This is a genomic window from Curtobacterium sp. USHLN213 (assembly GCF_037144815.1).
In the GTDB taxonomy this organism is placed as follows: domain Bacteria; phylum Actinomycetota; class Actinomycetes; order Actinomycetales; family Microbacteriaceae; genus Curtobacterium.
This window is the reverse complement of record NZ_JBBCYQ010000011.1, coordinates 72230-97352: the sequence shown is the minus strand read 5'-3', so window position 1 is coordinate 97352 and position 25123 is coordinate 72230. Positions and strand designations below refer to the sequence as shown.

24 protein-coding genes are annotated in these 25123 nt (G+C 72.5%); 15 read left to right on the top strand and 9 right to left on the bottom strand.

Annotated elements, in window-relative coordinates; genetic code table 11:
* The first annotated feature begins 90 nt into the window (after window positions 1-90).
* The 3 genes from WFH25_RS15185 to WFH25_RS15175 are packed head-to-tail and all read left to right on the top strand — an operon-like array spanning window position 91 to window position 4675.
* Window positions 91-909, top strand: coding sequence for an FAD binding domain-containing protein (locus tag WFH25_RS15185; protein WP_336698415.1), 819 nt, complete (start codon window positions 91-93; stop codon window positions 907-909).
* Complete coding sequence (locus tag WFH25_RS15180; protein WP_336698413.1) at window positions 906-3683, top strand: molybdopterin-dependent oxidoreductase; 2778 nt, start codon at window positions 906-908, stop codon at window positions 3681-3683. The genes WFH25_RS15185 and WFH25_RS15180 overlap by 4 nt, the downstream gene beginning before the upstream one ends.
* The gene (locus WFH25_RS15175; RefSeq protein ID WP_336698411.1) at window positions 3683-4675 is read left to right on the top strand and encodes an XdhC family protein; all 993 of its coding nucleotides are present in this window, start codon (window positions 3683-3685) and stop codon (window positions 4673-4675) included. Before WFH25_RS15180 ends, WFH25_RS15175 begins: the two co-directional genes overlap by 1 nt.
* A 20-nt stretch (window positions 4676-4695) precedes the next feature.
* On the opposite strand, the gene WFH25_RS15170 is transcribed toward WFH25_RS15175, so the two are convergent.
* Window positions 4696-5994, bottom strand: coding sequence for an amidohydrolase family protein (locus tag WFH25_RS15170; protein ID WP_336698410.1), 1299 nt, complete (start codon window positions 5992-5994; stop codon window positions 4696-4698).
* 154 nt (window positions 5995-6148) lie between these two features.
* Here WFH25_RS15170 and WFH25_RS15165 point away from each other — a divergent pair, with 154 nt between their 5' ends.
* Window positions 6149-7546 (top strand): amidohydrolase family protein, encoded by a 1398-nt coding sequence (locus WFH25_RS15165; RefSeq protein ID WP_336698409.1) that lies wholly within the window; start codon window positions 6149-6151, stop codon window positions 7544-7546.
* Window positions 7547-7555: 9 nt separating this feature from the next.
* Here WFH25_RS15165 and WFH25_RS15160 read toward each other — a convergent pair whose 3' ends face one another.
* A complete protein-coding gene (locus WFH25_RS15160) occupies window positions 7556-8509 on the bottom strand; it encodes a PDR/VanB family oxidoreductase (protein WP_336698408.1) in 954 nt (317 codons plus the stop codon).
* Window positions 8506-9123, bottom strand: coding sequence for a helix-turn-helix domain-containing protein (locus WFH25_RS15155; protein ID WP_071295298.1), 618 nt, complete (start codon window positions 9121-9123; stop codon window positions 8506-8508). The genes WFH25_RS15160 and WFH25_RS15155 overlap by 4 nt, the downstream gene beginning before the upstream one ends.
* A 199-nt stretch (window positions 9124-9322) precedes the next feature.
* On the opposite strand from WFH25_RS15155, the gene WFH25_RS15150 reads away from it, so the two are divergent.
* The 7 genes from WFH25_RS15150 to WFH25_RS15120 all read left to right on the top strand — a co-directional run bounded on the left by WFH25_RS15150 (window position 9323) and on the right by WFH25_RS15120 (window position 16446).
* The gene (locus tag WFH25_RS15150) at window positions 9323-10594 is read left to right on the top strand and encodes an amidohydrolase family protein (RefSeq protein ID WP_336698406.1); all 1272 of its coding nucleotides are present in this window, start codon (window positions 9323-9325) and stop codon (window positions 10592-10594) included.
* A gap of 37 nt (window positions 10595-10631) precedes the next feature.
* Window positions 10632-11399 carry an ABC transporter ATP-binding protein gene (locus WFH25_RS15145; protein WP_336698404.1) on the top strand — a complete coding sequence of 256 codons (768 nt, stop codon included), beginning with the start codon at window positions 10632-10634 and terminating at the stop codon, window positions 11397-11399.
* Window positions 11399-12268 (top strand): ABC transporter permease, encoded by an 870-nt coding sequence (locus tag WFH25_RS15140; RefSeq protein WP_336698402.1) that lies wholly within the window; start codon window positions 11399-11401, stop codon window positions 12266-12268. The genes WFH25_RS15145 and WFH25_RS15140 overlap by 1 nt, the downstream gene beginning before the upstream one ends.
* A gap of 67 nt (window positions 12269-12335) precedes the next feature.
* Entirely contained in the window at window positions 12336-13523 is a 1188-nt protein-coding gene (locus WFH25_RS15135) for an ABC transporter substrate-binding protein (protein WP_336698400.1), read from the top strand.
* 117 nt (window positions 13524-13640) lie between these two features.
* Window positions 13641-15005 (top strand): FAD-binding oxidoreductase, encoded by a 1365-nt coding sequence (locus WFH25_RS15130; RefSeq protein ID WP_336698398.1) that lies wholly within the window; start codon window positions 13641-13643, stop codon window positions 15003-15005.
* Window positions 15002-15844 carry a creatininase family protein gene (locus tag WFH25_RS15125; RefSeq protein WP_217637358.1) on the top strand — a complete coding sequence of 281 codons (843 nt, stop codon included), beginning with the start codon at window positions 15002-15004 and terminating at the stop codon, window positions 15842-15844. The genes WFH25_RS15130 and WFH25_RS15125 overlap by 4 nt, the downstream gene beginning before the upstream one ends.
* A 29-nt stretch (window positions 15845-15873) precedes the next feature.
* Window positions 15874-16446 carry a pyridoxine/pyridoxamine 5'-phosphate oxidase gene (locus tag WFH25_RS15120; protein ID WP_336698395.1) on the top strand — a complete coding sequence of 191 codons (573 nt, stop codon included), beginning with the start codon at window positions 15874-15876 and terminating at the stop codon, window positions 16444-16446.
* Between the two features lie 26 nt (window positions 16447-16472).
* Here WFH25_RS15120 and WFH25_RS15115 read toward each other — a convergent pair whose 3' ends face one another.
* The 3 genes from WFH25_RS15115 to WFH25_RS15105 form a co-directional block, all read right to left on the bottom strand.
* Complete coding sequence (locus tag WFH25_RS15115; protein WP_336698393.1) at window positions 16473-17720, bottom strand: MFS transporter; 1248 nt, start codon at window positions 17718-17720, stop codon at window positions 16473-16475.
* Between the two features lie 95 nt (window positions 17721-17815).
* Entirely contained in the window at window positions 17816-18445 is a 630-nt protein-coding gene (locus WFH25_RS15110; RefSeq protein ID WP_309778772.1) for a DUF1345 domain-containing protein, read from the bottom strand.
* Between the two features lie 69 nt (window positions 18446-18514).
* Window positions 18515-19447 carry a helix-turn-helix transcriptional regulator gene (locus tag WFH25_RS15105; RefSeq protein ID WP_336698392.1) on the bottom strand — a complete coding sequence of 311 codons (933 nt, stop codon included), beginning with the start codon at window positions 19445-19447 and terminating at the stop codon, window positions 18515-18517.
* A gap of 299 nt (window positions 19448-19746) precedes the next feature.
* Here WFH25_RS15105 and WFH25_RS15100 point away from each other — a divergent pair, with 299 nt between their 5' ends.
* The 4 genes from WFH25_RS15100 to WFH25_RS15085 all read left to right on the top strand — a co-directional run bounded on the left by WFH25_RS15100 (window position 19747) and on the right by WFH25_RS15085 (window position 23099).
* Window positions 19747-20898 (top strand): glutathione-independent formaldehyde dehydrogenase, encoded by a 1152-nt coding sequence (locus WFH25_RS15100; RefSeq protein ID WP_336698391.1) that lies wholly within the window; start codon window positions 19747-19749, stop codon window positions 20896-20898.
* A gap of 2 nt (window positions 20899-20900) precedes the next feature.
* Window positions 20901-21365, top strand: coding sequence for a hypothetical protein (locus tag WFH25_RS15095; protein ID WP_309778775.1), 465 nt, complete (start codon window positions 20901-20903; stop codon window positions 21363-21365).
* 35 nt (window positions 21366-21400) lie between these two features.
* On the top strand, window positions 21401-22531 hold the full coding sequence (locus tag WFH25_RS15090) for a zinc-dependent alcohol dehydrogenase (RefSeq protein WP_336698390.1): 1131 nt from the start codon (window positions 21401-21403) through the stop codon (window positions 22529-22531).
* Between the two features lie 64 nt (window positions 22532-22595).
* The gene (locus WFH25_RS15085; protein WP_336698388.1) at window positions 22596-23099 is read left to right on the top strand and encodes an AAA family ATPase; all 504 of its coding nucleotides are present in this window, start codon (window positions 22596-22598) and stop codon (window positions 23097-23099) included.
* A gap of 13 nt (window positions 23100-23112) precedes the next feature.
* On the opposite strand, the gene WFH25_RS15080 is transcribed toward WFH25_RS15085, so the two are convergent.
* The 3 genes from WFH25_RS15080 to WFH25_RS15070 form a co-directional block, all read right to left on the bottom strand.
* Window positions 23113-24102, bottom strand: coding sequence for a carboxypeptidase-like regulatory domain-containing protein (locus WFH25_RS15080; protein ID WP_336698387.1), 990 nt, complete (start codon window positions 24100-24102; stop codon window positions 23113-23115).
* 125 nt (window positions 24103-24227) lie between these two features.
* Window positions 24228-24353, bottom strand: coding sequence for a hypothetical protein (locus tag WFH25_RS15075; protein ID WP_336698386.1), 126 nt, complete (start codon window positions 24351-24353; stop codon window positions 24228-24230).
* A gap of 90 nt (window positions 24354-24443) precedes the next feature.
* On the bottom strand, window positions 24444-25109 hold the full coding sequence (locus WFH25_RS15070) for a hypothetical protein (protein WP_336698384.1): 666 nt from the start codon (window positions 25107-25109) through the stop codon (window positions 24444-24446).
* Window positions 25110-25123: the final 14 nt, after the last annotated feature.

The window sequence follows — 25123 nt, the reverse complement described above, 5'->3', positions numbered from 1 at the left end:
CCTCGGCGTGGAACCGCGGGATGATCGCGCACGGACGACGGTCCGACGGCGCCACCGACACCCGTCCCACCATCCCGATCGGACCCTGCAATGGACCTCGTCTCCGTCCGCACCGTGCGGACACCGTCGCACCGCGACGACCTCTCCTTCGGTCCCGGTGAGCATCCCCTCGCCGGCGGCACCTGGCTGTACTCGGAGGAGCAGCCGGGCCTGACCGGGCTCGTCGACCTCACGGCACTGGGGTGGCGCGACACCGAGCGCAGCGCCGGAGGGCTCCGGATCGCCGCGACGTGCACGATCGCGTCGCTGCTGCGCGTGGCGCCGGAGGACGACTGGCGTGCCTGGCCGTTGGTCGACCGGTGCGCCAACGCGTTGCTGGCGTCGTTCAAGGTGTGGAACCAGGCGACGGTCGGCGGCAACGTCGCGGTCGCCCTGCCGGCGGGAGCGATCACCGCGCTGCTCGTGACGCTCGACGCGGTCGCGGAGGTCTGGACACCGGACGGCGGGGAGCGCCGGGTCCCGGTGGCGGACCTGGTCACCGGGCCGCGGACGACCGACCTCGCGCCGGGTGAGGTCATCCGGGCGTTCGACGTGCCACGAGCGGCCCTCGTGGCGCGCACCGGGTTCCGTCGGGTGTCCCTCAGCCCGCACGGCCGGACCGGTGCACTCGTCACGGCGCGGTGGTCGGCGTCGGGCTTCGTCCTCGTCGTGACCGGGGCGACCCCGCGGCCGCTCGTGCTCCGTCACGCCGGGATCCCGACCGCCGCGGAGGTCGACGCACGGCTCGAGGCACACGACGCCTGGTACGACGACCCGCACGGATCCCCGGACTGGCGGCGCGCGGTGAGCCGGCGGTTCGCGGCGGAGCTCGTCGCCGAGGCGCTCGGGACGACGGGCGGTGCGGCATGAGGTTCGAGGTCGACGGCGCGACGGTGGACGCCGAGCCGCAGCCCGGTCAGGTCCTCCGCACCCTGCTCCGCGAGCACGGGGTGACGTCCGTGAAGAAGGGCTGCGACGCGGGCGACTGCGGTGCGTGCTCGGCGCTCGTCGACGGTGTGCCGGTCCACTCCTGCATCACGCCGGCGCACCGGATGGCGGGGCGTGCCGTCACCACGGCGGCCGGGCTCGGCACGCCGGAGGACCCGCACCCCGTGCAGCGTGCGTTCGCCGAGGCCCCGGGCTTCCAGTGCGGCTTCTGCACCGCCGGGTACGTCGTCACGGCGTCCACGCTCGACGAGGACGCCCTGGCCGACCGGCACCGCGCCTTGAAGGGCAACCTCTGCCGGTGCACCGGGTACCGGGCGATCGAGGACGCCCTGGACGGGGTCGCGAACACGGCGTGCGCGGCGGCCGGTCAGGCGATCGGCACGTCCGTCGCCGCTCCCGCCGCGATGGCGATCGTGACCGGACGCGAGGAGTACACGCTCGACGTGCGGCGGACCGAGGGTCTGCTGCACCTCGCGGTCCTCGGCAGCCCGCACCCGCACGCCCGCATCGTGTCGATCGACACGGCGGCGGCCGAAGCCCTCCCGGGCGTGCACGCCGTCCTCACGCACCACGACGACCCCGGCGTGCTGTTCTCCACCGGTCGGCACGAGTCCCGCCTGGACGACCCGGACGACACCCGGGTGCTCGACCGGGTGCTCCGGTTCCGTGGGCAGCGCGTGGCCGCAGTGGTCGCGGACAGCGTCCGGATCGCCGAGCAGGCCTGCGCCCTCGTGCGGGTGCGCTACGAGGTGCTGCCCAGCGTGCACGACCCGGACGCGGCCCGTGCTGCCGGCGCTCCGCTCCTGCACGCCGACAAGACGACCCAGGAGCACCGGATCGCCGAGCCGGGCCGCAACGTGGTCGCCGCCCTGCACGGTGAGACGGGCGACGTCGACGGAGCCCTGGCGACGGCCGCGGCCACCGTCGAGGGCACCTGGACGACCGGCCGCGTCTCGCACGCCGCGCTCGAGACCCACGCGACCCGCGGGTCCGTCGACCGGGACGGGCGGCTCGTGCTCCGGACCGCGACGCAGGTCCCGTTCCTGGTGCGGGACGAGATCGCGCACGTGTTCGGCCTCGACCCGAGCCGAGTCCGTGTCATCGCGAAGCGCGTCGGCGGTGGGTTCGGCGGGAAGCAGGAGTTGCTGACCGAGGACCTGGTCACCCTCGCGGTGCTGCGGACCGGTCGCGCGGTGCAGTACGAGTTCAGTCGGCGTGACGAGTTCACGATCGCCCCGACCCGGCACCCGATGCGCGTGCGGGTCCGGCTCGGTGCTGACGCCGAGGGGCACCTGACGGCACTGCACGTCGACCAGACCATGGACACCGGCGCGTACGGCAACCACGGGATCGGTGTCATGTTCCACTCCGTCAGCGAGTCCGTCGCCGTCTACCGGTGCCCGTCGAAGCGCGTGGACGCGGAGTCCGTGTACACGAACAACCTGCCGTCCGGGGCGTTCCGCGGGTACGGGCTCGGCCAGGTCGTGTTCGCGATCGAGTCCGCCATGGACGAGCTCGCCCGCGAGCTCGGCATCGACCCGCTCGACCTGCGGCGGCGGAACGTCGTGGTCCCCGGGGACCCCCTCGTGGTCACGGACCCGGACGAGCAGGACGACCTGCGCTGGGAGGGCAGCTACGGACTCGACCAGTGCATCGACCTGGTGGAGGACGCCCTCCGCGCGCCGGTGCCCGAGGTCCCACGGATGGACGGGCCGCCGCTGGACGACTCCGGTGACTGGGCGTTCGGCACCGGGGTCGCCCTCGCGGCGATCGCGACGATGCCGCCGCGCGGGCACCACGCGCACGTGTCGGTCGAGGCCACCGCCGAGGGCCGGTACCGCATCCGCGTCGGCACGGCCGAGTTCGGCAACGGGACGACGACGGTGCACACGCAGCTCGTCGCCACCGCCCTCGGCACCACCACGGACCGGGTCGACGTGCACCAGTCGGACACCGACGCTGCCCGGCACGACACCGGGGCGTTCGGGTCCGCCGGGGTCGTGGTCGCCGGCAAGGCGCTGTACGCCGCGGCCCAGGCACTGCGGGAGGACATGACCGCGCGCGCCCTCGGGATCGTCGCCGCCCGGACACCCCGGACCGCGTCGGGTCCGCTCGGGCCGGCGGTCTCGATCGGGCCGGACGGCGTCCGCGTCGGCGAGGAGCTCGTCGGGCACGCCGAGCTGCTCGCCGACGGCCCGCTCGTCGCGCACGGCAGCCACGACGGCACGCCACGGTCGCTCGCGTTCACCGTGCACGGCGCCCGGGTGGCGGTGCACCGGCCGACGGGTGAGGTCCGCGTGCTGCACAGCGTGCAGGCGGTGGACGCCGGCACCGTCCTGAACCCGGAACAGCTCCGCGGCCAGGTGGAGGGCGGCGCCGCGCAGGCGATCGGCTCGGCGCTCTACGAGGAGGTCGTGCTGGACGAGACCGGCCGGGTGACGACCGACGCGTTCCGGGCGTACCGGGTGCCGAAGATCTCCGACGTGCCCCGCACCGAGGTGCGCTTCGCCGACACGCACGACCCGCTCGGCCCCCTCGGCGCGAAGTCGATGAGCGAGGCGCCGTACAACCCGGTCGCGCCAGCCGTCGCGAACGCGGTGCGCGACGCCGTCGGCGTGCGCCCCCACCGGCTGCCGATGACGCGCGACCGGGTCTGGGCGATGCTCCAGGACGCGACCGTTGCCGGGGGTGCGTGATGTTCGAACTGGCACCGCGCCTCCTGGCCGCCCTCGACGCGGGGGAGCCCGTGGTCGTCGCGACGGCCGTCGCGATGACGGGCAGCGCGCCGACCGGCGTCGGCTCGTCCATGGCGGTCCTGCCCGGCGGTCAGGTCGTCGGCACCATCTCCGGCGGGTGCGTCGAGGGGGCGCTGTTCGACACGGCGGAGCAGGTCCTCGAGACCGGCGAGGCGGTGCTCGAACGCTTCGGGTTCGACGACGACCCGGACGACGTCGACGCGATGTGGGCACCGGCGCTCCGCTGCGGCGGTCGCGTCGAGGTCCTGGTCCGTCGCGTCCGTCCCGAGGACCTCGACGTCGTGGACGCACTCCGGCGCGCGGCGTCCGGGGTGCCGACGTCGCTCGGCCTCTCGCTCGACCCGGCGACGCTCGGCGCGGTCGTGCACGTCCCCGACGGCTGCGGCGGCCGGCTCTTCGTCGAGCGGGCCGACGTCCGGCCGCGGTGCATCGTGGTGGGCGCGGTCGAGTTCGCCGTGGCCCTGACGAACACGGCGGCGGTGCTCGGCTACGCCGTGACGGTCGTCGACCCGCGGCCGGTGTTCCTGACCGACGAGCGCTTCCCGGCCGCCGACGAACGCATCGTGGGCTGGCCGACGCGTGTGGTCGAGGCGTTGCCGGTGGACGCGACCACGGCCGTCGTGGTGCTCTCGCACGACGACCGGTTCGACGCCGCCGTGGTCGACTCGGCGCTCCGACGGGGTGCCGGGTACGTCGGGGCGATGGGCTCCCGCACGACGAACGCACGCCGGATGGCGGAGCTGCGCGCGCTGGGGACGCCGGACACCGACCGGCTGCGGTCCCCGATCGGGCTCGACATCGGTGCGACGACGCCGGCCGAGATGGCGGTCGCGATCATGGCCGAGGTGATCGCGGTCCGGACCGGCGCCGGCGGCGGTGCGCTCGTCGACGGTTCCGGTCCCATCCACCGCCGGGCGGTGTCCGCGAGCTGAGCCGGCGGCGCGCGATCGGGTCAGGCGACGGCGGCTGTCCGGGCCAGTCGTTCGGCCAGTCGCGCCGCGATCTCCCGCTCGTCCGCCGCGACGAGCTCCCCGTCGCGGACCACCACGCGCCCGCCCACGACGACGTGTCGGGGCCGCCGCCCGGGGGCGGCCCAGAGGAGTCCCGCGACGGGGTCGGCGACTCCCGCATCCGCCACCCCGGAGACGTCCCACACGCACAGGTCGCCCGCGCTCCCGGCGCCGAGGTGCCCGAGCTCCGGGCGCCCGAGCCCCGCCGCGGAACCCTCCGTCGCCGCGCCGAGTACCTGCCGCGCCGGCAGCTGCGGCCCGACGAGCGCCGACACCTGCATGGCCAACCGGGCGTCCGCGAGCAGGTGTCCGGCGTCGTTGCTGCCGCCGCCGCTCGTGCCGAGGCCGACCGGGACCCCGGCGGCGGCGAGCCGTGCGACGGGAGCGATGCCCCAGCCCATCGGCACGTCGCACCCGGGGGCGTGCGTGGCGGTGACGCCCGCTGCGGCGAGCCGGGCGATCTCGTCGTCGGTGACGTCGCAGAGGTGCGCGATCGTGACGTCCGGCGCGAGCCACCCCCACTCCTCGAGCAGGTCGAGCGGACGACGGCCGTAGCGCTCGAGCGCGATCGCGGTGTCGACCTGTTCGTTGGCCTGGGTCCGCCGGCGGAGTCCGTGTCGCGCCGCCACCTCGTCGAGCGCGCGGAAGGTCGCCTCGCCGTCGGAGTGCACGCCGGCCGGACCGACGGCGACCTGGAGCCCGCCGTCCGGGTCCACGCCGCCGACGGCGTCGTCGTGCAGCAGTCGTGACGCGATCGCGTCCGCCGAGGCGGCCGCGCGGTCCGGGTCGTCCCGCGCCGAGCCGCGGACGAAGACGAGCCGACCGCCGAGACCGCGGACCGCGCCCACGGTGGCCGCGGCGAGCGCGACGGTGTCGTCCGTGGTCGCCTCCGCAGGCCAGTTCAGGTGGTGGTCGGCGATCGTCGTGACGCCGGACAGGAGGCCCTCCGCGGCTCCGGCGGACGCCGCCAGTGCGTACAGCTCGGGGTCGTGCCCCACCCGTCCGTACGCCGCGGCCATGGTCGGGAGCCAGTCCGCCATCGGCACGCCGCGGGTCCCGGGCAGGGTGCGGAACGCGGTCTGGAGGAGATGGTGGTGCGCATTGACGAGACCGGCCGTGACGACGCACCCGGACGCGTCGAGGGTGGTGACGAGGTCACTGCCGTCGTCGACGACGACGTCGCCCTCCCGTTCGGTCCGGGGGTCGACGAGGACGCGGAGGGCTCCGGTGACGGTCAGCATGGTGGTGTTTCTAGCAGTCCCCTGTTTCCGGTCCGTGACGGGGTGCGCACGGTCGGCGCAGCTGCTCCGTCCCGGCGTTCCAGGACCCTCGGTCGGCATCGCGGGGTAACCGGGCGGAAACACCCGGGGAACACGCGGACCGTAGGTTCGCCCCATGACGCAGACCCTGATCCGCGCCGGATGGGTGCTCACCGCAGCACCCGACGGCGCTGCCACGCCCGCCGCGATCCGCGACGGAGCCGTGCTCCTCGACGGCGACCGGATCGCCGCGGTCGGCACGTACGTCGACCTCGCCGCGGCCCACCCGGACGCGCCGGTGCGCGGCGGTGCGTACGACATCGTCACGCCCGGCTTCGTGAACACCCACGGCCACTTCAGCGAGGGGCTCATCACGGGGATCGGTTCGCAGTACACGCTGTGGGAGTGGCTCACGGCGTTGATCGGGCGCGTCAACCCGGTGATGACCCGGGACAAGGCGTACGCGGGCACGGTGCTGCAGGGCATCCAGCTGCTCCGGAGCGGGGTGACGACGGCGAACGACATGTTCTGCGCCGACCCGGTGCCGGACGAACCGGCGACACCCGGCGTGGTGCAGGCGCTCGAGGACCTCGGGCTGCGCGGGGTCGTGTCGTTCGGCTCCGGCGACGTCGACCGCGACTTCGGCGCGACGCCCATCCTGGAGGAGTTCGAGGCCCTGCGCGAGGCCGCCGCCGCCAGCCGGTACAGCACGTTCCGGGTCGGCGTCTCGTCGATCGGGCGGTACACGGACGACACCTGGCAGGAGCACGTCGACTACGCGGTCGCCGGCGGCCACGGCGTGCACGTGCACTTCCACGAGGTGCGCGAGGAGGTCACCGCGGCCCGGCAGCGCACCGGACGGACGGCCATCGGGCACGCCGAGGCGACGGGCATGTTCCAGGTCCCGGTGATCGCCGCGCACAGCGTCTGGGTGGACCGCGAGGACCGGGAGCGGTACGCGGCCAACGGCGTCGGCGTGGCCCACAACCCGGTCGCGAACGGGATCCTCGCCAGCGGCATCGCCCCGATCGCGGAACTCCGTGCGCTCGGCGTCCCGGTGGGCATCGGGGTCGACGGCCCGGCGTCGAACGACTCCCAGGACTTCCTGCAGGCGATGAAGACGGCCGCGCTGCTCGCTCGGGTGCGGGACCTGCAGGCCACCGCGATGAGCGCCCGCGAGGCCTTCGAGATGGGGACGATCGGCGGCGCCCGTGCCCTGCGCATGGAGGACGAGATCGGCTCGCTGGAGCCGGGCAAGCGCGCGGACCTGGTCGTCCTCGACGGCGACTCCCCGACCCTCGCGAACGTCCACGACCCCTACCAGGCGGTGGTCTTCGTCGCCGGCAGCCGCGAGGTCCGCGACGTCTGGGTGGACGGCGAGCTGAGCGTCGCGGACGGCGACGTCACCCGGGTGGACGTGCGTGAGGCGGTCGAACGGGCGCGTCCGCTCGCCCGGCAGCTCGTGGCCGAAGCAGGCCTGGAGCGCCTGTCCGCGCTCACCGGCGGCCCGCTCGACGGCACCGAGCGTCCGTAGTCCGTCCGGTCAGAGTTCGAGCACCAGTCGCGGGCAGCCGCGCCGGGCGCGGGACACGCAGACCATCATGGTGCGGTCGTCGGCCTGCTCCTCGGGGCTGAGCACGGTGTCCCGGTGCTCGACCGCGCCCTCGAGCACGGGGGTCTCGCAGGTGCCGCACGTGCCCTCCCGGCAGGACGAGAGCACGAAGGCGCCGGCGTCCTCCGCGACCTCGAGCAGGGTCCGGTCGGCTGGAACCGTCACGGTGACGCCGGTGACCGTGAGCTCGACCTCGAAGGCCTCGCCGGGGGCGTCGACGTCCGCGGCGGGCTCGAAGCGCTCGACGCGGACGCTGCCCGCCGGCCAGTGCGCGGCGGCGGCCTCGACCGCGTCCATGAGCCCGCGCGGCCCGCAGCAGTACACGACCGCGTCGCGCGGTGCGGCGAGGAGCGCGTCGACGTCGAGCCGGACACCCTCGTCGGCCGCCGCCACGACGACCCGGTCGGGGTGCGCGGCGACGAGCTCGTGCACGAACGCCATGCGGTCGCGGGACCGCCCCGCGTAGTGGAGCTCCCACGGGGTGCCGGCGCGTTCGGCGGCGGCGATCATCGACCGGATCGGCGTGATCCCGATGCCCCCGGCGACGAAGACCGCTGGGTGCGCCGGGTCGTGGCGGAAGTGGTTCCGCGGCCCGGCCACCACGACCTCGTCGCCGACCGCCAGGCCCTCGTGGACGGCGACCGATCCGCCGCGGCCGTCGGGCTCGCGGAGCACGGCGATGCGCCAGTGCCCGTCGGCGGTCGTCGTGACGAGCGAGTACTGGCGCTCGGTCCCGGGGGAGACCTCGAGGTCGACGTGCGCCCCGGGTTCCCAGTCCGGCAGCGCCGGGCCGTCGACCGGGGCCAGGTCGAGTGCGACGACGTCCGTGGCGACCTGGTGGCGGGCGGCGACGCGCAGCCGCCGACGCTCCGGCACGGCGTTCACGCGATCGCTCCGGCGCGCGGGGTCTCCTTGACCACGATCATGTGGAAGCGGCTGCCGTCCGCGCTGCACCACCGGTGGCCGGTGCCGCCGCGGTAGTACGCCGAGTCGCCGGGCCCGAGGTCGAGCGGTTCCCGTCCGCGCAGGTCGAGGTGCACGCGGCCGGCGAGCACGGTGAGGAACTCGTCCTCGTGGTGCTCGAAGTACTCGCCGAGGTCCGTGTTGTCGCCGACCCACTCCAGCGGCTCGAACGCGTGCGGGCCGGCGTGCACGAGCAGCCGGGCCTCGCCGCTCGAGAACGGTCCGCGGGCGCCCTCGCCGGCACGGATGACCTCGGGCAGGCGGACCTCGTGCTCCGGTCGCTCGGGGGCACCGGCTGCGAGCAGTTCGACCTGGGTCGTGCCGAGCGCCGCGGCGATCTTCTCGAGGGACACCATGCTGGCGCGGGAGTGCCCGCGCTCGACCTGGCTGAGGAACGGGTGCGACAGCCCGGTCAGTTCGGCGACCTGGACGAGCGTCAGTCGTGCGGCGCGTCGACGGGCACGGATGTGCTCACCGATCCGCTGGGTCTGGTCGTCGACGACGCGGTCGGTCTCGGTGGTGGTGCCGGTGCTCACGCGCGCTCCTCTCGTCCTCGGTGGGGCCGTCCCGACCGCTCGGCCGGAACGCTCGTTCCCGCTCCCGGTCGCGTCGGGGCGGGCGTCACACACGGCAACCGCCTCGAAACGAGAGGGAAACACTGCCGCCCTAGCATCGGAGATGTTGATGCGATCAACATTCTCACACACGATCGAGAGGCTCCGGATGGACTCGTCAGTGCCCCGCCCGATCGCCCTCCTGCGCTCCGCGCTGCTGCCGGACGGCCGGTCGGTCGACGTCGCGATCGACGGCGAGACCGTCTCCACCGTGGCCCCGGCCGGCACCCTCGCGGCGCCGGCGGAGGAGACGATCGACCTCGGCGGCCGGCTGCTCCTGACCGCACCGGCAGAACCGCACGCCCACCTCGACAAGGCCCTCAGCGCCGACGTCATCCGGCCGCCGCTCGGCGACCTCGGTGCCGCGATCGCCTCGTGGACCGCGCACGCGACGACCATGACCGTCGAGGACATCGCCGACCGGGCCCGGACCGCCGCCCTCACGCTGCTCGCCGCCGGCACCACGGCCGTCCGGAGTCACGTCGACGTCCTCAGCGGCCGACACAGCGCGGCGGACCGGCCCGCCACCACGGAGCAGGCCCTGCGCGGCGCCCGTGCCCTCGTGCAGGTCCGCGACGAACTCGCCGGCCTGATGGACATCGAGCTCGTCGCCCTCGCCGGCCCGCTCGCCCCCGACGAGCACGTCGAGGCGGTGCTCGACCTCGGCGTGGACCTGGTCGGCGGCGCCCCGCACCTCGCCGAGGACCCCCTCGCGGACGTCGACCGACTCCTCGCCATCGCCCACCGACGGGGCCTCGGCGTCGACCTGCACGCCGACGAGAGCCTCGACGGCCCGGTGACCCTCGACCACTACGCCCGGGCATCCCGCTCGCTGCGACGGGACCGGCAGTACTCCGCCGGGCACTGCGTCCGGCTCGGCACCCTGGGGCCGGAGCGGCTCGCCGAGGTGGTCGCCGACGTCGCCGCAGCCGACCTCGGGGTGATCACGCTCCCGATCACGAACCTGTACCTGCAGGGCTGGCAGTACCCGGTCGCCACGCCGCGGGGACTGACCGCCATCCAGGCGCTCCTCGACGCCGGCGTCCGCGTCGCCGCCGGCGCGGACAACGTCCGCGACCCCTTCAACCCGGTCGGCCGGAGCGACGCCTTCGAGACCGCATCGCTGCTCGTCTCCGCCGGCCACGTGACGCCGGACCAGGCGTACGCGATGGTGAGCGACACCGCCCGGAGCGTGATGGGCCTCCCGGCCGCCGGTCCCGTCCCCGGGCGGCGCGCCGACCTGCTCGCCGTGGCCGCGACGAGCGTCACCGACGCCGTCGCGAACGCCCCCGCCGACCGCATCGTCCTGTCCCGCGGGCGACTCGTCGCCCGCACCGAGGTGCGACGGACCGTCGCCGCGCCGGCCGCAGCCGCGGCCGCCGTCCCCGCCTGACCCCTCCGCCCGCCCGCACCGAGAACCCGAGGTGATCGTGACCACCACCGCCCCGCCACCCGTCGCCACGACGGACACGCTGCTCGACTTCCGCAACGTCGAGATGACCTTCCCGAACGGCACCATCGCCCTGCAGGGCGTCGACCTCACCGTGGACCGCGGCCAGTTCGTCTCGGTCGTCGGCCCGTCCGGCTGCGGCAAGTCCACGCTGCTCCGCATCGCCTCCGGCCTCGAGACCGCGTCGGACGGGTCGGCCGGTGTCGCGGCCGACCGCATCGGCTACGTCTTCCAGGACGCCACGCTCCTGCCCTGGCGCACCGTGCAGGGCAACGTCGAGCTGCTCGCCGAGCTCGGACACGTGCCGAAGGCCGAGCGAGCCGCCAAGGCCGCCCACGCCGTCGAGCTCGTCGGCCTGAACGGCTTCGAGACGAACCTGCCGAAGCAGCTGTCCGGCGGCATGCGGATGCGGGTCTCGCTCGCCCGGTCGCTCACCCTCGACCCGGAGCTCTTCCTGTTCGACGAGCCGTTCGGCGCCCTCGACGAGATCACCCGCGAACGCCTCAACGACGAGCTCCTCCGGCTCTTCGTCGAGCAGCAGTTCGCCGGGCTCTTCATCACGCACTCCGTGTCCGAGGCCGTGTACCTCTCCACCGAGGTGATCGTGATGTCCGGGCGCCCCGGCAGCATCGTCGGCCGGTTCGACGTGCCGTTCCCGATGCCCCGCGACCCCGACATCCGCTTCACACCCGAGTTCGCCGAACTGGTCGGCGAGGTCTCGCACGCGCTCCGGGAAGGACACCGCTGATGGTCACCCTGCAGGAGGCCGCCGAGACCCGCGCGGTCCGCGCCGCGGCCCGTCGCGCCGCTCCTCGGGCCCGCCGCGGCATCGCGTGGTGGCAGCCCGTCGTCGTCCTCGCCGTGCTCGTCGGCATCTGGTACGCCGCGGCCGCGTACTACGACCACGTCCGCGGCCTGGCCTTCCTCGTGCCGTACCCGCACCTCGTGGCGAAGGCGATCGTCGCGCCGACGATGCCGGACGGGTCGCCGTCCACGTTCGGCTCCGACCTCTGGTCCGCCCTCGGACGCACCACCGTCGTCTCGCTCACCGGCCTCGGCTTCGCGATCGTGATCGGCGTCGTGTGGGCGATGGCGATGGCGCAGGCGAAGTGGCTCGAGAACTCGCTGTACCCGTACGCCGTGGTGCTGCAGTGCGTGCCGATCCTCGCCCTCGTGCCGCTCATCGGCGCCCTGTTCGGCTACGAGTTCGTCAGCCGCGTGATCGTCACCGTGATGATCGCGCTGTTCCCGATGGTGTCGAACACGCTGTTCGGGCTGCAGTCCGCCGACCGCGCGCAGCGTGAGCTGTTCCAGCTGCAGCGTGCCGGCCGGTTCGCCCAGCTCGTCAAGCTGCAGTTCCCCGCCGCGCTGCCGTCGATCTTCGTCGGCCTGCGCACCTCCGCCGGGCTGAGCGTCATCGGGGCGATCGTCGGCGACCAGTTCTTCCAGCGCGGCAACCCCGGGCTCGGCGTCCTCATCCAGGTGACCGCATCGCGCCTGATGGGCCCCGAGCTGTACGCGACCATCCTGATCGCCTCGCTCTACGGTGTCGCCGTCTTCCTCGTGTTCGGCCTGATCGGCCGCCTGGCCGTCGGCCGCTGGCACGACTTCACCTGATCCCCCCCCCAGAACCCACCCCTTCCCACCACAGCACCACGAGACCCGCACCACGAACGGAGCCTCCATGCGCACCACCTCCCGCCTCGGCGTCGCCACCGCCGCCCTCGCCGCCACCGCCATCGCCCTCACCGGCTGCGCGGCGGGGTCGTCCGGCAGCACCGGGACGACCGCCGCGACCTCGTCGACCGCCTCCGGGCCGAAGGTCGACCTCGCCGGCGCGTGCCCCGCGACCGTCGTCGTCCAGACCGACTGGAACCCCGAGGGCGAGCACGGCCACCTCTACCAGATGCTCGGCCCGAACCCGGTGATCGACTCCTCCGGCAAGACCGTCACCGGCGACCTCTACGCCAACGGCAAGAGCACCGGCGTCAAGCTCGAGATCCGTGCCGGCGGCCCGGCGATCGGCTACACCAAGGTCGCGTCGCAGATGTACCAGGACAAGGACATCACCCTCGGGTACATGTCCACCGACGAGCAGGTGCAGTTCTCCGGCAACCTGCCCACCACGGCGGTGTTCGCCGAGAACGACCAGTCCCCGATGTCGATCATGTGGGACCCGAAGACGTACCCGGAGGTCGACAGCATCAAGAGCCTCGGCAAGGCACTCGAGAAGGACGGCGGCGTCGTCCGCTACTTCAACGGCGCCGCGTACATGACCTACCTCGAGCAGTCCGGGATCCTGCCGAAGAAGGTCCTCGACGGCAGCTACGACGGCACGCCGTCGAAGTTCGTGTCCGCAGGCGGCAAGGACGCGCAGCAGGGCTTCGCGACCGCCGAGCCGTACATCTACCAGAACCAGGTCGCGGCCTGGGGCAAGAAGGTGGACTACGCGCTCGTCTCGAGCACGGGGTGGAACCCTTACCCCGAGGCGATGTCGGTCCGTACCGGTGACCTGAAGAAGCTCGAGCCGTGCCTGCAGAAGCTCGTGCCGGTCATGCAGCAGGCCGACGTGGACTACCTGAAGTCCCCGGGCGCCACGAACGACCTCATCACGAAGCTCGTGCAGCAGTACAACAACGGCTGGACCTACGACTCGAAGGTCGGCGCGTTCGCCGCGGCCCAGATGCTGAAGCTCGGCCTCGCGAAGGACACCGACGGCTACATCGGGTCGATGGACGAACAGCGCATGCAGGACTTCATCGCCAAGGCGACGCCCGTCTTCGCCGGCACCGGTGACGTCAAGAGCGGCCTGAAGCCCTCCGACCTGTACACGAACGAGTTCCTCGACAAGTCCATCGGTCTGGGTTCCTGACACCGGTCGGCTCCCGTCGAACGGGAGCCGACCAACAAGCGGACGGGAGGCGCGGTGCCACGCCGCCCCGCGCCTCCCGTCCGTCGTCCCCGCACCACCCACCCACCAGGAGTGAGCATGACCACCGTCACCCCCACCTCCGTCGAGGCGCTGCGCGCCGAGCTCGTCGCACTGCTCGGTGAGCGCGGCGTGAGCGCCGACGAGCGCACGCGGGCCCGCGCCTCCGTCGACGAGGCCACCATGAGTCCAATCCTCAGCGAGCAGCTGCCCCTCGGCCTCGCCGACCTCGTCGCGTCGCCGGCCAGCGCCGACGACATCGCCGCCACCCTGCAGGCCGCGGTCCGGCACGGCGTCCCCGTCACCACCCGCGGGAAGGGCACCGGCAACTACGGCCAGGGCATCCCGCTGCACGGCGGCCTGGTCCTCGACACGTCGCGGGCACGCGCGGTCGTCGAGGTCGGCGACGGCTGGATCACCGCCGAGGCCGGCGCGTCCATGGTCGCCCTGGAGCAGGCGGCCGCCGCCACGGGCCAGCAGCTCTGGATGTACCCGTCCACCGCGCAGTCGACCATCGGCGGCTTCCTGTCCGGCGGTTCCGGCGGCACCGGGTCGATCGCGCACGGGTCGAACTGGCAGGGCTTCGTCACGGCGCTCGACGTCGCGCTCCCCGGCGCCGACGAACTGCTGCACGTCGAGGGCGACGAGGCGCAGCCGTTCGTGCACACCTACGGCACCGCCGGTGTCATCGCCCGCGCCACCGTCCGGCTCGAGCCGCTGCAGGAGTGGCGAGCCGTCTACGCGGCGTTCCCCACCTTCGAGGACGCGCTCGTCGCCGTCCGCACGCTGCGCGGACTCGACCCGGTGCCGCGGCTCGTGAGCGCCGACCGCGCCGAGATCGCCGCGACGCTGCCGTCCGACCTGGCCGTCCCCGACGACCGTGCGAGCCTGCGAGCGATCATCGACGACGTCGTGCTCGACGAGGCCCGGGCACGCATCGCGGCCGCCGGCGGTGAGGTCCTGGACGTCCGCGAGGGCCTGCAGCAGACCACGAAGGTGTCGATGCTGTCGTACAACCACCCGATCTGGTGGCTGAAGCGGAACACGAGCGACACCGAGTACTTCCACGTCGAGGTCGGCGGCGAGGCGCTCATCGACCGGATCGCCGAGGTCGAGGCCGTCTACCCCGGCGGCATGCTCCACATCGAGGCCGCGCACGTCGGACCGATCGGGATGCTCACCGCGCCGTACACCGGGGCCGAGGACGTCTACGCCGGCTACCCGGTGCTCCGCGACCTCGGCGTCCGGGTGCACAGCCCGCACCAGTACTACGTCGACCACGGCGTCGAGGAGCTCGTGGCGCTGAAGCAGCGCACCGACCCCGCGGGGCTGCTCAACCCCGGGCACGTCATCGACCCGTCGCTCGTGGTCAGCGGTGGCTCCACCGCGTCCGCGCAGCCCGTCGTCCCGGGGTTCGGCAAGTGAGCGCCGGCATCGGCACGGTCCGCTCGCGTCGGCTCGCGGAGCTGTCCGGTCCGGCCGTCGCTGCGGGCTTCGGGCCGGACACGATCGTCGTGCAGCCCACCGGCGCCGTCGAGCACCACGGCCCGCACCTGCCGCTCCTGACCGACCACCTGCTCGCCGAGCACATCGGTGGGGCGGCGGTCGAGCAGGCCGCTGCCGAGGGACTGGACGTCTGGCAGCTCCCGACGCTGTCGTTCACGAAGTCCGACGAGCACAGCTGGGCGCCCGGCACGGTGTGGCTCGACAGCGACACGATGTTCGACACCGCCGTGCAGATCGGCCGCGCGGTCGCCCTCACCGGTGCCGGCACCCTGGTGTTCGCCAACGGGCACGGCGGCAACGTCGCCCTGCTGCAGGTCGCCCTGCGTGAGATCCGGAAGCGCTACGGGTTGAAGACCTTCCTCATGCCGACCCTCGCCCGCGTCCCCGGCCCGGACGGCGAGGACGCGGACGAGCTCGGGCTGGGGATCCACGGCGGCGCCGCGGAGACGTCGATGATCCTGCACCTGCGCCCGGACCTGGTCGACATGTCGCTCGCGGAGCGATGGGTGCCGGAGCACATCGCCGGCTTCGAGAAGATCGCGTTCAACGGCGGCCCGGTGTCGTTCGGGTGGTTGTCCGACGACTTCGGGACCCCCGGGGTCGTCGGCGACGCCAGCCGGGCGACGGCGTCGTACGGTGCCGTCCTCTGGGAGCACTCCGTCGCCGAGGCCGTGGCGTCGCTGCACGAGATCGCACGGTTCGACCCGGCGGTGAGCCGTCCGGCAGTGGCCCGCCCCGCCGACGCTGCGGTCTCGTGACCGTGCCGCGAGGGGTCGACGATGCGCCCGTGCCGACGGACCCGTTGACCCTCGCGGCATCGTGGCTCCCCACCGCGTCGGACGCCCCGGGGCCGACCATGACCCTCTCCACCGTCGGGCTCGACGGCTACCCCGACGCCCGGACGGTCCTGCTCTCCCTGTTCGACGGGGAGCGCCTGCACTTCCACACCGACTCGCGCAGCCGCAAGGCCGCCGAACTCGCGGCGGTGCCCCGTGCCGCGGTGACCCTGCACTGGCCCGATGCAGCGCGCCAGCTCGTCGTGGTCGGTGACGTGGCGCCCGTCTCCGACCACGAGGCCCGTGCGGCCTACGCGGCCAGGACGCGGTACCTGCAGGTGCTCGCGTGGGTCAACGACCACCCGTCCGCTGCGGACACACCGGCCCGGCGCCGCGAGGCCTGGGCGGCGTTCGGCCGCGAACGGGCCGGCACGGACCTCGAGCCGCCGCGCACGTGGGCGGGGTTCGCACTCACACCGGTGCGGATGGTGTTCTGGCGCGGGGCGACGGACGCGGCGAGCAACCGGCTCGCCTACCACCGGCGCGCGGACGGGTCGTGGTCGCGGGAGTCCTGGCCGGGGTGACCACCCATGTGTCGGGTTGAACCTTCCTAGCGAACGGTGGCGCTGGGCAGTGGAGACCACGCAGCGACGACGACGGCGGCCGCGAACACGACCGTCACGGCGAGCAGCGCGAAGCCGTCCCCGGTCAGGGTCACGAGGGCACCCCCGCCCACTGCTCCCACCGCGGCGAGCGTCCGGTTCGCGCTGCGCATCGTGCCGTTCACCCGCCCGAGGAGGGCATCCGGTGTCACGGTCTGGCGGAGGACCATCTCGTTCGCGTTCTCGCAGCCTGCTGCGGCACCGTGCAGGGCGAAGGCGACGAACAGGACCACGACCGTCGTCGGCCGTGCTGCGCCGCCGGTACCGAGCGTCACGAGCGTGATGGCCGCCCAGGCGATCGGGTAGGCGGCTCGTGCGGCGATGATCGTCCGGCCGGCACCGAACCGGGTGCCGAGGCGTGTCGCAGCGGTCGCGCCGACGAGCATCGCGATCCCACTGACGGCGATGACGGCCCCGTACAGCGCTGCGGGGAGCGCGAGCGTGCGGAGGGCGAGGATCGCGAACACCGTCAGGCCAGCGGCGTTGGCGAGGAACCAGACGTGGGTGGACAGTGCCAGCGGTCTGAGCACTGCGTTGCCGTACGTCCAGCGCAGACCGTCCACGACGTCACTCCGGAGGCTCGTCCTGGCCGGTCGCGCCGGCTGGTGCTCGACGACGCGGACCCGGGCGATGAGGAACGCGTCGACGAAGTAGCTCACCGCGTCGAGCGCGATCGCGACCGGCGCCGTCACGATGCTGACCAGGACCCCGCCGAGCGCCGGGCCCGCCGTCTGCGCCGCCGCGTCGCTCTGGTCCACCCGCGCGTTCGCCGCCAGGAGGAGCGGGCGCGGCACGATCCTGGGGAGGAGCGACTGCGTTGCCGCGAACCCCACGACGGACAGGATGCCGAACAGGAACAGCACCGCCGCAGTCGCCCACAGGTTCAGGAGCCCGGTGAACCACAGCACCGGGATCGCACCGAGGCTCACGCCGCGACCGATGCTCGCCCAGATCAGCAGCGGCTTCCGCCGGAAGCGGTCGACGTAGGCGCCGACGACCAGACCGAACACGGCGTACGGGAGGAACTGGGCAGCGTTCACGAGACCGAGCTCGAACGGACTGGCGTGCAGCACCGTCACCACGAGGACCGGCACGGCGACCGCGCTCACGGCTGACCCGAACGACGAGACGGTCGCGGCCGACCAGTAGGGGAGGAAGCCCGGCACGCGACGGAGCGTGGTCCCGTCGTCGCCCATGTCTCAACGCTGGCAGACCGTGACACCGCGAGCAAGGGCGTGGTCTCGTCTCCCCGCACCCGGATCCTCGTGGGCACGGAGCGAACGCGCGCATCTCACCCTCCCTGGGTGAGACCCGTGATGAGGTTGATGGCGACCGCGACCACGAACGTGCCGAAGAAGTAGGACAGCAGCGCGTGGCCCATGGCGATGCGGCGGGAGGGAGTGGACGACTGGACGATGTTGCCCGGGCTGTAGGCCATCCCGATGGAGAACGCGGTGTACGCGAAGTCGCTGTAGGACGGGTCCTCGTCCTGGTCGAAGTCGAAACGGTGCCTGTCGTCGATGTAGTACATGCGCGCGTACTTGAACGCGTAGACGGTGTTCATGACCGCCCAGGCCGCCACGACTCCGACCACTGCGAGGATCGCGGCGGCCGAGCCGACCGCGTCGTGCTGCTGGCTCCGGAAGAGCGCGAAGACCACCAGGACCAGGCTGAGGAACGTCGCGACGATGATGAGCACGTCGACCATCCGTCGCGAGCGATCCTCGTGACGAGCGAGGGAACGGGTGCGTTCGGGGCCGGCCGGCCAGGCCGTCGACCACGCCCAGACGAGGAACACCAGCGCGGCGGTCGACCACCCGAGGAGCGCCGACAGGTCGGGGACACCGAGCAGCCCGGCGATCACCGCGACCGCGACGCCGACGACCACGGCGATGCAGGCCTTCACGGACAGGTGTGACATGACTCTTCCCTTCTGGACGGCGGCCGCTCGCGACGGTCCGGCTTGCGCTTCGGCTGCGCTGCGATCCAGTCAGCCGTGCCGTGATCCGGACAAGGGGACGTAGAGGCCGGCACGCTCGGCCCGGACGGCGGCGAGCGTGCGTGACGTGGCGTCGAGCTTGACCAGGATGTGCTCGAGGTGCGCGGCGACCGTGCGGGGAGCGATCCTCAGCGCCCGGGCGATCTCGACGTTGGAACACCCCTCGATCAGGTGTCCGAGCACCTCGAGCTCCCGTGGCGTCAGACCCCGCCGGTCCGGGGCCGACGACAGCAGCACCACACCGCGGACCACGGCGTGCAGATCGCTGCCGCAGCCCAGTACCGTCACCCGCTCGTAGACGTCGGGCGACCGACGGCTCCCGAGCGGCCACAGGAACACCGCATGGTCCTGCCCGTCGTCGATCGCGTCCCTGGCCGCCTCGATCAGCGCCGAACCGGTGGCCAAGAGTCCGTCGTCCGACAAGCCCGGGAGGCGCATGACGCCGTGCCCGGGAAGGAGGACCGCCCCAGCTCGGGCCCCGTCGACGAAGGCCGCTGATGCTGCGAGCGTCCGCAGCGGGTCGATCCCCGCCGCGAGGACCGGGAGGATGCGAGCGAGGCGTCGGCGGAGGGACCGTGTGGGTGGCTCCGGGCTCTGGAACAGCACGGTCATGAAGCCCACGTGTCGCCCCCGACGCTCGTACAGCGCGACGGACAGCGTCTCGTGGAACCCCGCGGACAGACAAGCGGCCCGACTCTGCAGGTCGCGGGACGACTCGGGAAGGTCCGACATGCTGGTGGGCGGCTGCTCACGATCGAGCCCGGCCATCTCGATGTCGCGTGCCATCTCGGGGCCGCTCATGTAGCGGACGCTCGACTCCGCGAGGTCGGTGCTCGCCACCGAGTTGTAGGCGGTACCGCCCTGTTCGGCCAGCGCAATCCACGCGCCGTCGAACGGGATCTGGGTGCGCACCTCGTCCAACATGGCCTGAGCCCGCTCGTGGACGGAGGACGGGCGCGCAGCGATGTCAGCGAGCTCGATCGCACCGGTGCGTGACACGGGACTCGACCACCTCAGGACCATCGCCAGCAGGAGTGAACGGAACTGTCCGAAAACGTCTTGCCTCGGTCTACCACCGTCGGTCGGTGGGGGTGCGTCCCGAGCCCGCCGGACGCATGGGCATGTCTGCCGATGGTGTGTCCTCGGTGCCAGGCGTGTCATGGCCCTGCCGAGCGGTCGACGGGACCACGCGTGTTCGAGGCATCCGCACAGAGGAGACGATCATGAGGGCAGTTGTGTACGAGGGGCCGCGCAGCGTCGCGGTGCGAGATGTCCCGGATGCGCGTATCGAGCGCTCCACCGACGTGCTCGTACGGATCACGACGACGAACATCTGCGGGTCGGACCTCCACATGTTCGAGGGCCGCACCAGCTTCGAGACCGGACGGTGGTTCGGTCACGAGAACCTGGGTGAGGTGATCGAAGCCGGCGACGGCGTGGACAAGATACGGGTCGGTGACCACGTGGTCCTCCCCTTCAACGTGGCGTGCGGTCACTGCAAGAACTGCGAGCGCGGGTTGACGAACTACTGCCTCACCGCGCAACCCGTGCCGGAATGGGCGGGAGCGGCGTACGGGTTCGCGGACATGGGACCGTGGGCGGGCGGACAGGCCGAGCTCCTTCGCGTCCCCTGGGCCGACTTCAACTGCCTCCGCCTGGGCGAGGACGCGGAGGAGAAGTCCGCCGACTACGTCATGCTCGCCGACATCTTCCCGACCGCTTACCACGCGACCGAGATGGCTGGGGTGGGGCCGGGGGACCAGACGGTCATCTACGGTGCCGGACCGGTCGGCTTGATGGCTGCTCTGTCCGCCACCATCCGCGGTGCGAGCAAGGTCATGGTGGTGGATCGGCATCCGGACCGCCTCCGCCTGGCTGAGTCGATCGGTGCGATCCCCATCGATGACTCGAAGGTCGATCCGGTGGAGGCCGTGCTGGAGCAGACGATGGGGCTCGGAGCGGACAACGGCTGCGAGTGCGTCGGGTACCAAGCGCACGACCCCGTCGGCGACGAGCAACCGAACCTCACGCTCAATCGACTGGTCCAGTCGGTGCGGTTCACCGGACGGATCGGCACCGTCGGCGTCTTCGTGCCGCAGGACCCGGGCGGACCCGACGAACTGGCGAAGCACGGGCGCATCGCGTTCGACATGGGACTGCACTGGTTCAAGGGCCAGACGATGGGGACCGGGCAGGCGCCCGTGAAGAAGTACAACCGTCAGCTCCGCGATCTCATCGCTGCTGGCAAGGCGAAGCCGTCGTTCATCGTGAGCCACGAGCTGCCGCTCGCCCAGGCGCCGGATGCCTACGAGCACTTCGACAACCGCGATACCGGGTGGACGAAGGTCGTCCTCAAGCCCGGCGAGGGGGCGTGACCATGGCGGGTCGAACGGCCGCGGTCGTCGGTGTCGGCGTCGCGGGCATCGCGGCGGGCCTCGTCGCCCGGTCGCTCGTGAAGCGGGAACGGGAGTCGGACGGGGACGGAACACACCCGCAGGGGTGGAAGGCGGTCACCGTCCTGGGCTCGGCCGAGCGTTTCGAGAGCGGTGGCTACCCCGAGCCGTTGCAGCGCCTTGCTGGGCTGCTGGAGATCCGGATCGAGCCTGCGTCCGGAGGCAAGGGGTTCGAAGTGCACGCTCGCTTCCGGGACGGCGGTGAGGTCCCGGTGGACGGCGACCCGAACATGCTGTTGCGGGAGGCGCTGCGTGATGCCAAGCAGGTCTTCGAGACGGGCGAGGTGCTGCGGGCGACCCCGCGGCCGCACGGACGTCGTCCGAGCACCCTGCTGGGGCGCGCGGTCGACACCGCGGAAGACGAGGCCAGGGGTGGGGGTGTGCTGTGAAGGCGCTGTGCTGGACCGGAGTGAACGAGCTCGCGGTGGAGGACGTGCAAGACCCCGAGATCCTCAACGCGCAGGACATCATCGTGAAGGTGACGCTGAGCACGACCTGCGGATCCGACCTCCACCTCCTCGGCGGATACGTCCCGACCATGCGGGCAGGCGACGTACTAGGGCACGAATTCCTCGGCGAGGTCGTCGAGATCGGGTCGGCGGTCAGGAAGCACGACGTCGGCGAACGTGTCGTGGTCTGCTCGTTCATCAGCTGCGGCAACTGCTGGTACTGCCGCCATGAGCTGTACTCGCTCTGCGACAACGGCAACCCCAACGCGGGCATACCCGAGATGCTCTGGGGCCAGGCACCCGGAGGCTGCTACGGGTACTCGCATGCACTGGGCGGGTGGGCGGGGAGTCATGCCGAGTACATCCGCGTGCCCTTCGCCGACCAGGGCGCGTTCACCGTGCCTGAAGGGGTGAGCGACGAGCGGGCGCTCTTCGCCTCTGATGCCGCTCCGACAGGATGGATGGGAGCGGAGCTCGGCGGCGTCCGTCCAGGAGACACCGTCGGGGTGTGGGGCGCGGGAGGCGTCGGACAGATGGCGGCACGCGCCTCGCTGCTGCTCGGCGCCGAACGCGTCATCGTGATCGACCGCTTCCCGGAGCGACTGGCGCAGGTGGAGCAGGTCATCGGCGCGGAGACCATGAACTACGAGACGAGCGAGGTGACAGCCGAACTCCGTGAGCTCACGGGCGGCCGCGGTCCCGACGTGTGCATCGAGGCGGTCGGGATGGAGGCACACCGCGACGGACCAGACTTCGCGTACGACCAGCTGAAGCAGCAACTGCGACTGCAGACCGACCGGCCCACAGCCGTGCGAGAGGCGATCTTCGCCGCACGCAAGGGCGGCAGCGTCTTCGTCCTGGGCGTGTTCGGGGGCTTCGTCGACAAGTTCCCCCTCGGGGCGGTGATGAACAAGGGCCTCACGCTCCGCTCCGCACAACAGCACGGGCACCGGTACATCCCCATGCTCCTCGAGCGGATGGCCCACGACGAGATCCTCACCGAGCACCTCGCCACCCACGTCATGCCCCTCGAGGAAGGACCGGGCGGCTACGCCATGTTCAAGGACAAGACGGACGGGTGTGTCAGGGCCGTGTTCCGTCCCTGACCGGCCGCGAGCCGCTCGAGGTTCCTCGCGCGTGGGCCAGACTGTCCGGTCCTAGGCTGGGGCTGTGTCGAAGGTGCTGATCACCGGGATGTCGGGAACCGGGAAGTCGTCCGCGCTGATGGAGCTCGCGACGCACGGCTACCGGGTCGTGGACACCGATGATCCCGGGTGGCGCGAGTACCGGACGCTGCCGGATCCACCCGACGAAGGGCACCAGGGCGAGTGGATGTGGGTCGAGGCGAAGATCTCCGCGCTCCTGGACGCGGTGGACGACCGCTCGCTCTTCGTCCAGGGGTGCGTCCGGAACCAGTCCGAGTTCTCCGATCGGTTCGATGCGATCGTGCTCCTGAGCGCTCCGCTCGACGTCATGCTCGATCGGGTCGCGCGCCGCACGACGAACCCCTACGGGAAGACCGCGCTCGAGCGCCGGATGATCGAGGCGGATCTCGTCGAGGTGGAGCCGCTCCTGCGCGCCGGATGCACGCACGAACTCGACGCGGCTCGACCGCTGCACGAGGTGGTGTCCGACCTGATCGCCATCGCGTCGTCCGTGAGCGCGTCCGGCTGAGGAACGTCGCCGGTCAGCGCGACGCTACCTCCGGCACCGTTCCACCCCACCCGTTGAACCCGCCGAACACGACCCTCACCGGGACGGCCTGCGCCCGGTCGGTCACGTACCGGTACACGCCTCCCGGACGGCCGAGCCACAGGACACGCGACGGCGTCGTGGTCGTCGCCATCGTCCGGAGCTCGACCACGTACTGCCCGGAGGGGATCTGGAACTGGGCCGTCTGCTCGTCGTCGAGCAGCGTCGAGAACCGGGTCGAGAACGACGCTCCGCTCGTCGCCTCCGTCACCACGACGCTCGCGCCACTGAGCTGCGGCGACGGGGTGCGGGACGCCGTGTTGGCGAAGACGGCCAGGTCGTAGTCGCTGTGCGCGTAGTGCTGCGACAACGTCACCTGCGACGCCGGGAGCGTCCCCCGCTGCTGGTACACCCGCGTCTTCCACACGGCGGGCGACGCCGTGCCGCTGGCGTACGCCTCGATGCGGTACTGACCGGTGCTCAACCCGAGGAACCGGTACCGTCCCGCGCTGTCCGAGGTCGTCCGGAACACCTGCGAGGTGTCCTCGTTCCACGCGTACATCAGCCGTCCGGCCGCGGGACCCGAGGGGCCGATCACCCCACCCTGCACGGTGGCGCCACGGACGAGCGGCACGGTCACCGCGACCGTCGTGCCACCGCGGACCGCGATGTCCGAACGGAGTCCGGGTGCGTAGGTGTCCGTTCCGCGCGGCGGGAGTTGCCGTGTGGTGACCGTCACGGTGTCCGGGGCGGGGATGCCGGCGAACGTCGCGGTGCCGTCGACGTCGGAGGTGGCGGTCCCGACGACGGCGTCGGTGCCGATCGCGGCGAGTTCGACGTCCGCCAGTCGGATCGGGGTGCCGTCCGGCGTTGCGAGCTGCACGGCGATCGTGCCCGATGCGGCCGCGTTCGCGGGCGGCGCCACTCCGATCAGTGCGGCCGCTGCCAGCGCCACGATGAGTGTCGTCCCGATGATCTGTCGCATCGCGTTCCCCGATCGCCCGCCAGCCATGTGTTGCGTGGGACGGTACACGCACGGGAGGGGGGGGGGGGGGGGGCCCCCCCCCCCCCCCCCCCCCCCTCCCGTGCTTCCCGCGCGCTCCGTCCGCGTCAGCGGACCGCGACCACCAGCGGCTGCGGGTCCACCGGGTCCGGCGGCACCGGCAGGGAGCCACGGACCTGGTTCTGCGCCTGGCACTGGCTCGTGCAGTTCGTCGCACCCTGTGAGAGCTCCACGGCGTCTTCGCCGAGCACCCCGCCCATGCGCCCGCCGGGCTGGACGGTCCAGGTCGTCGTGGTCGCGGTCTGCGACGTCTTCGTCGCGACCTACGGGCTGTCCTTGCCGAGCAGCATCTGGTGCGCGCCGCTCCCGGAGGCCACCGCGGGGGTGCCGTCGCCGAAGTTGATCTTCCCGGTGTACGGGTTGGTGAAGTAGAAGAGCCCGGCGCCGAGCGTGTGCGTGAACGTCACCGGTTGGGCGAACTCGGTCTCCATCTGGAAGATGCCGCCCTGCGCGCCGTCCTTCGCCTGGACCTTGAGCTTGCCGGCACCGGTGGCGAAGATCGCGACGAGGGTGTCGTCCTTGACCTCGAGCGAGGACAGCTTCGTGCTGGCGAGCTGCGCGGCGGTCAGCGAGGGGACCTTCGACGCGAACACGACGGTGGGCTTCGTCACCATCCGCTGGGTGTCGGGCGCGCCGGTGAGCGTGTAGTCGTACACGCCGAGGTCGGCGATGCGGATGTCGAACCCGTTGTGCTTGCCGCGGACCGCGATGGTGCCCGAGACGGCGACGTCCTTGAGCTTGACGTCCTTCCCGACCGCGGGGTTGGTGGTGGTGCCGTTCACGGTGACGGCGTAGTCGCCGCCGGTCGAGGTCTTGCCGGACGCGTTCGCGGGGGCCACCCCGGCGAGTGCGACCGCGGCGACGACGCCGGCCGTGACCGCGGCGACGATGCCGATGCGCCGCCCGTGGCGCTGGTGCGTGCTGGACATGGTGTGCCTCCTGG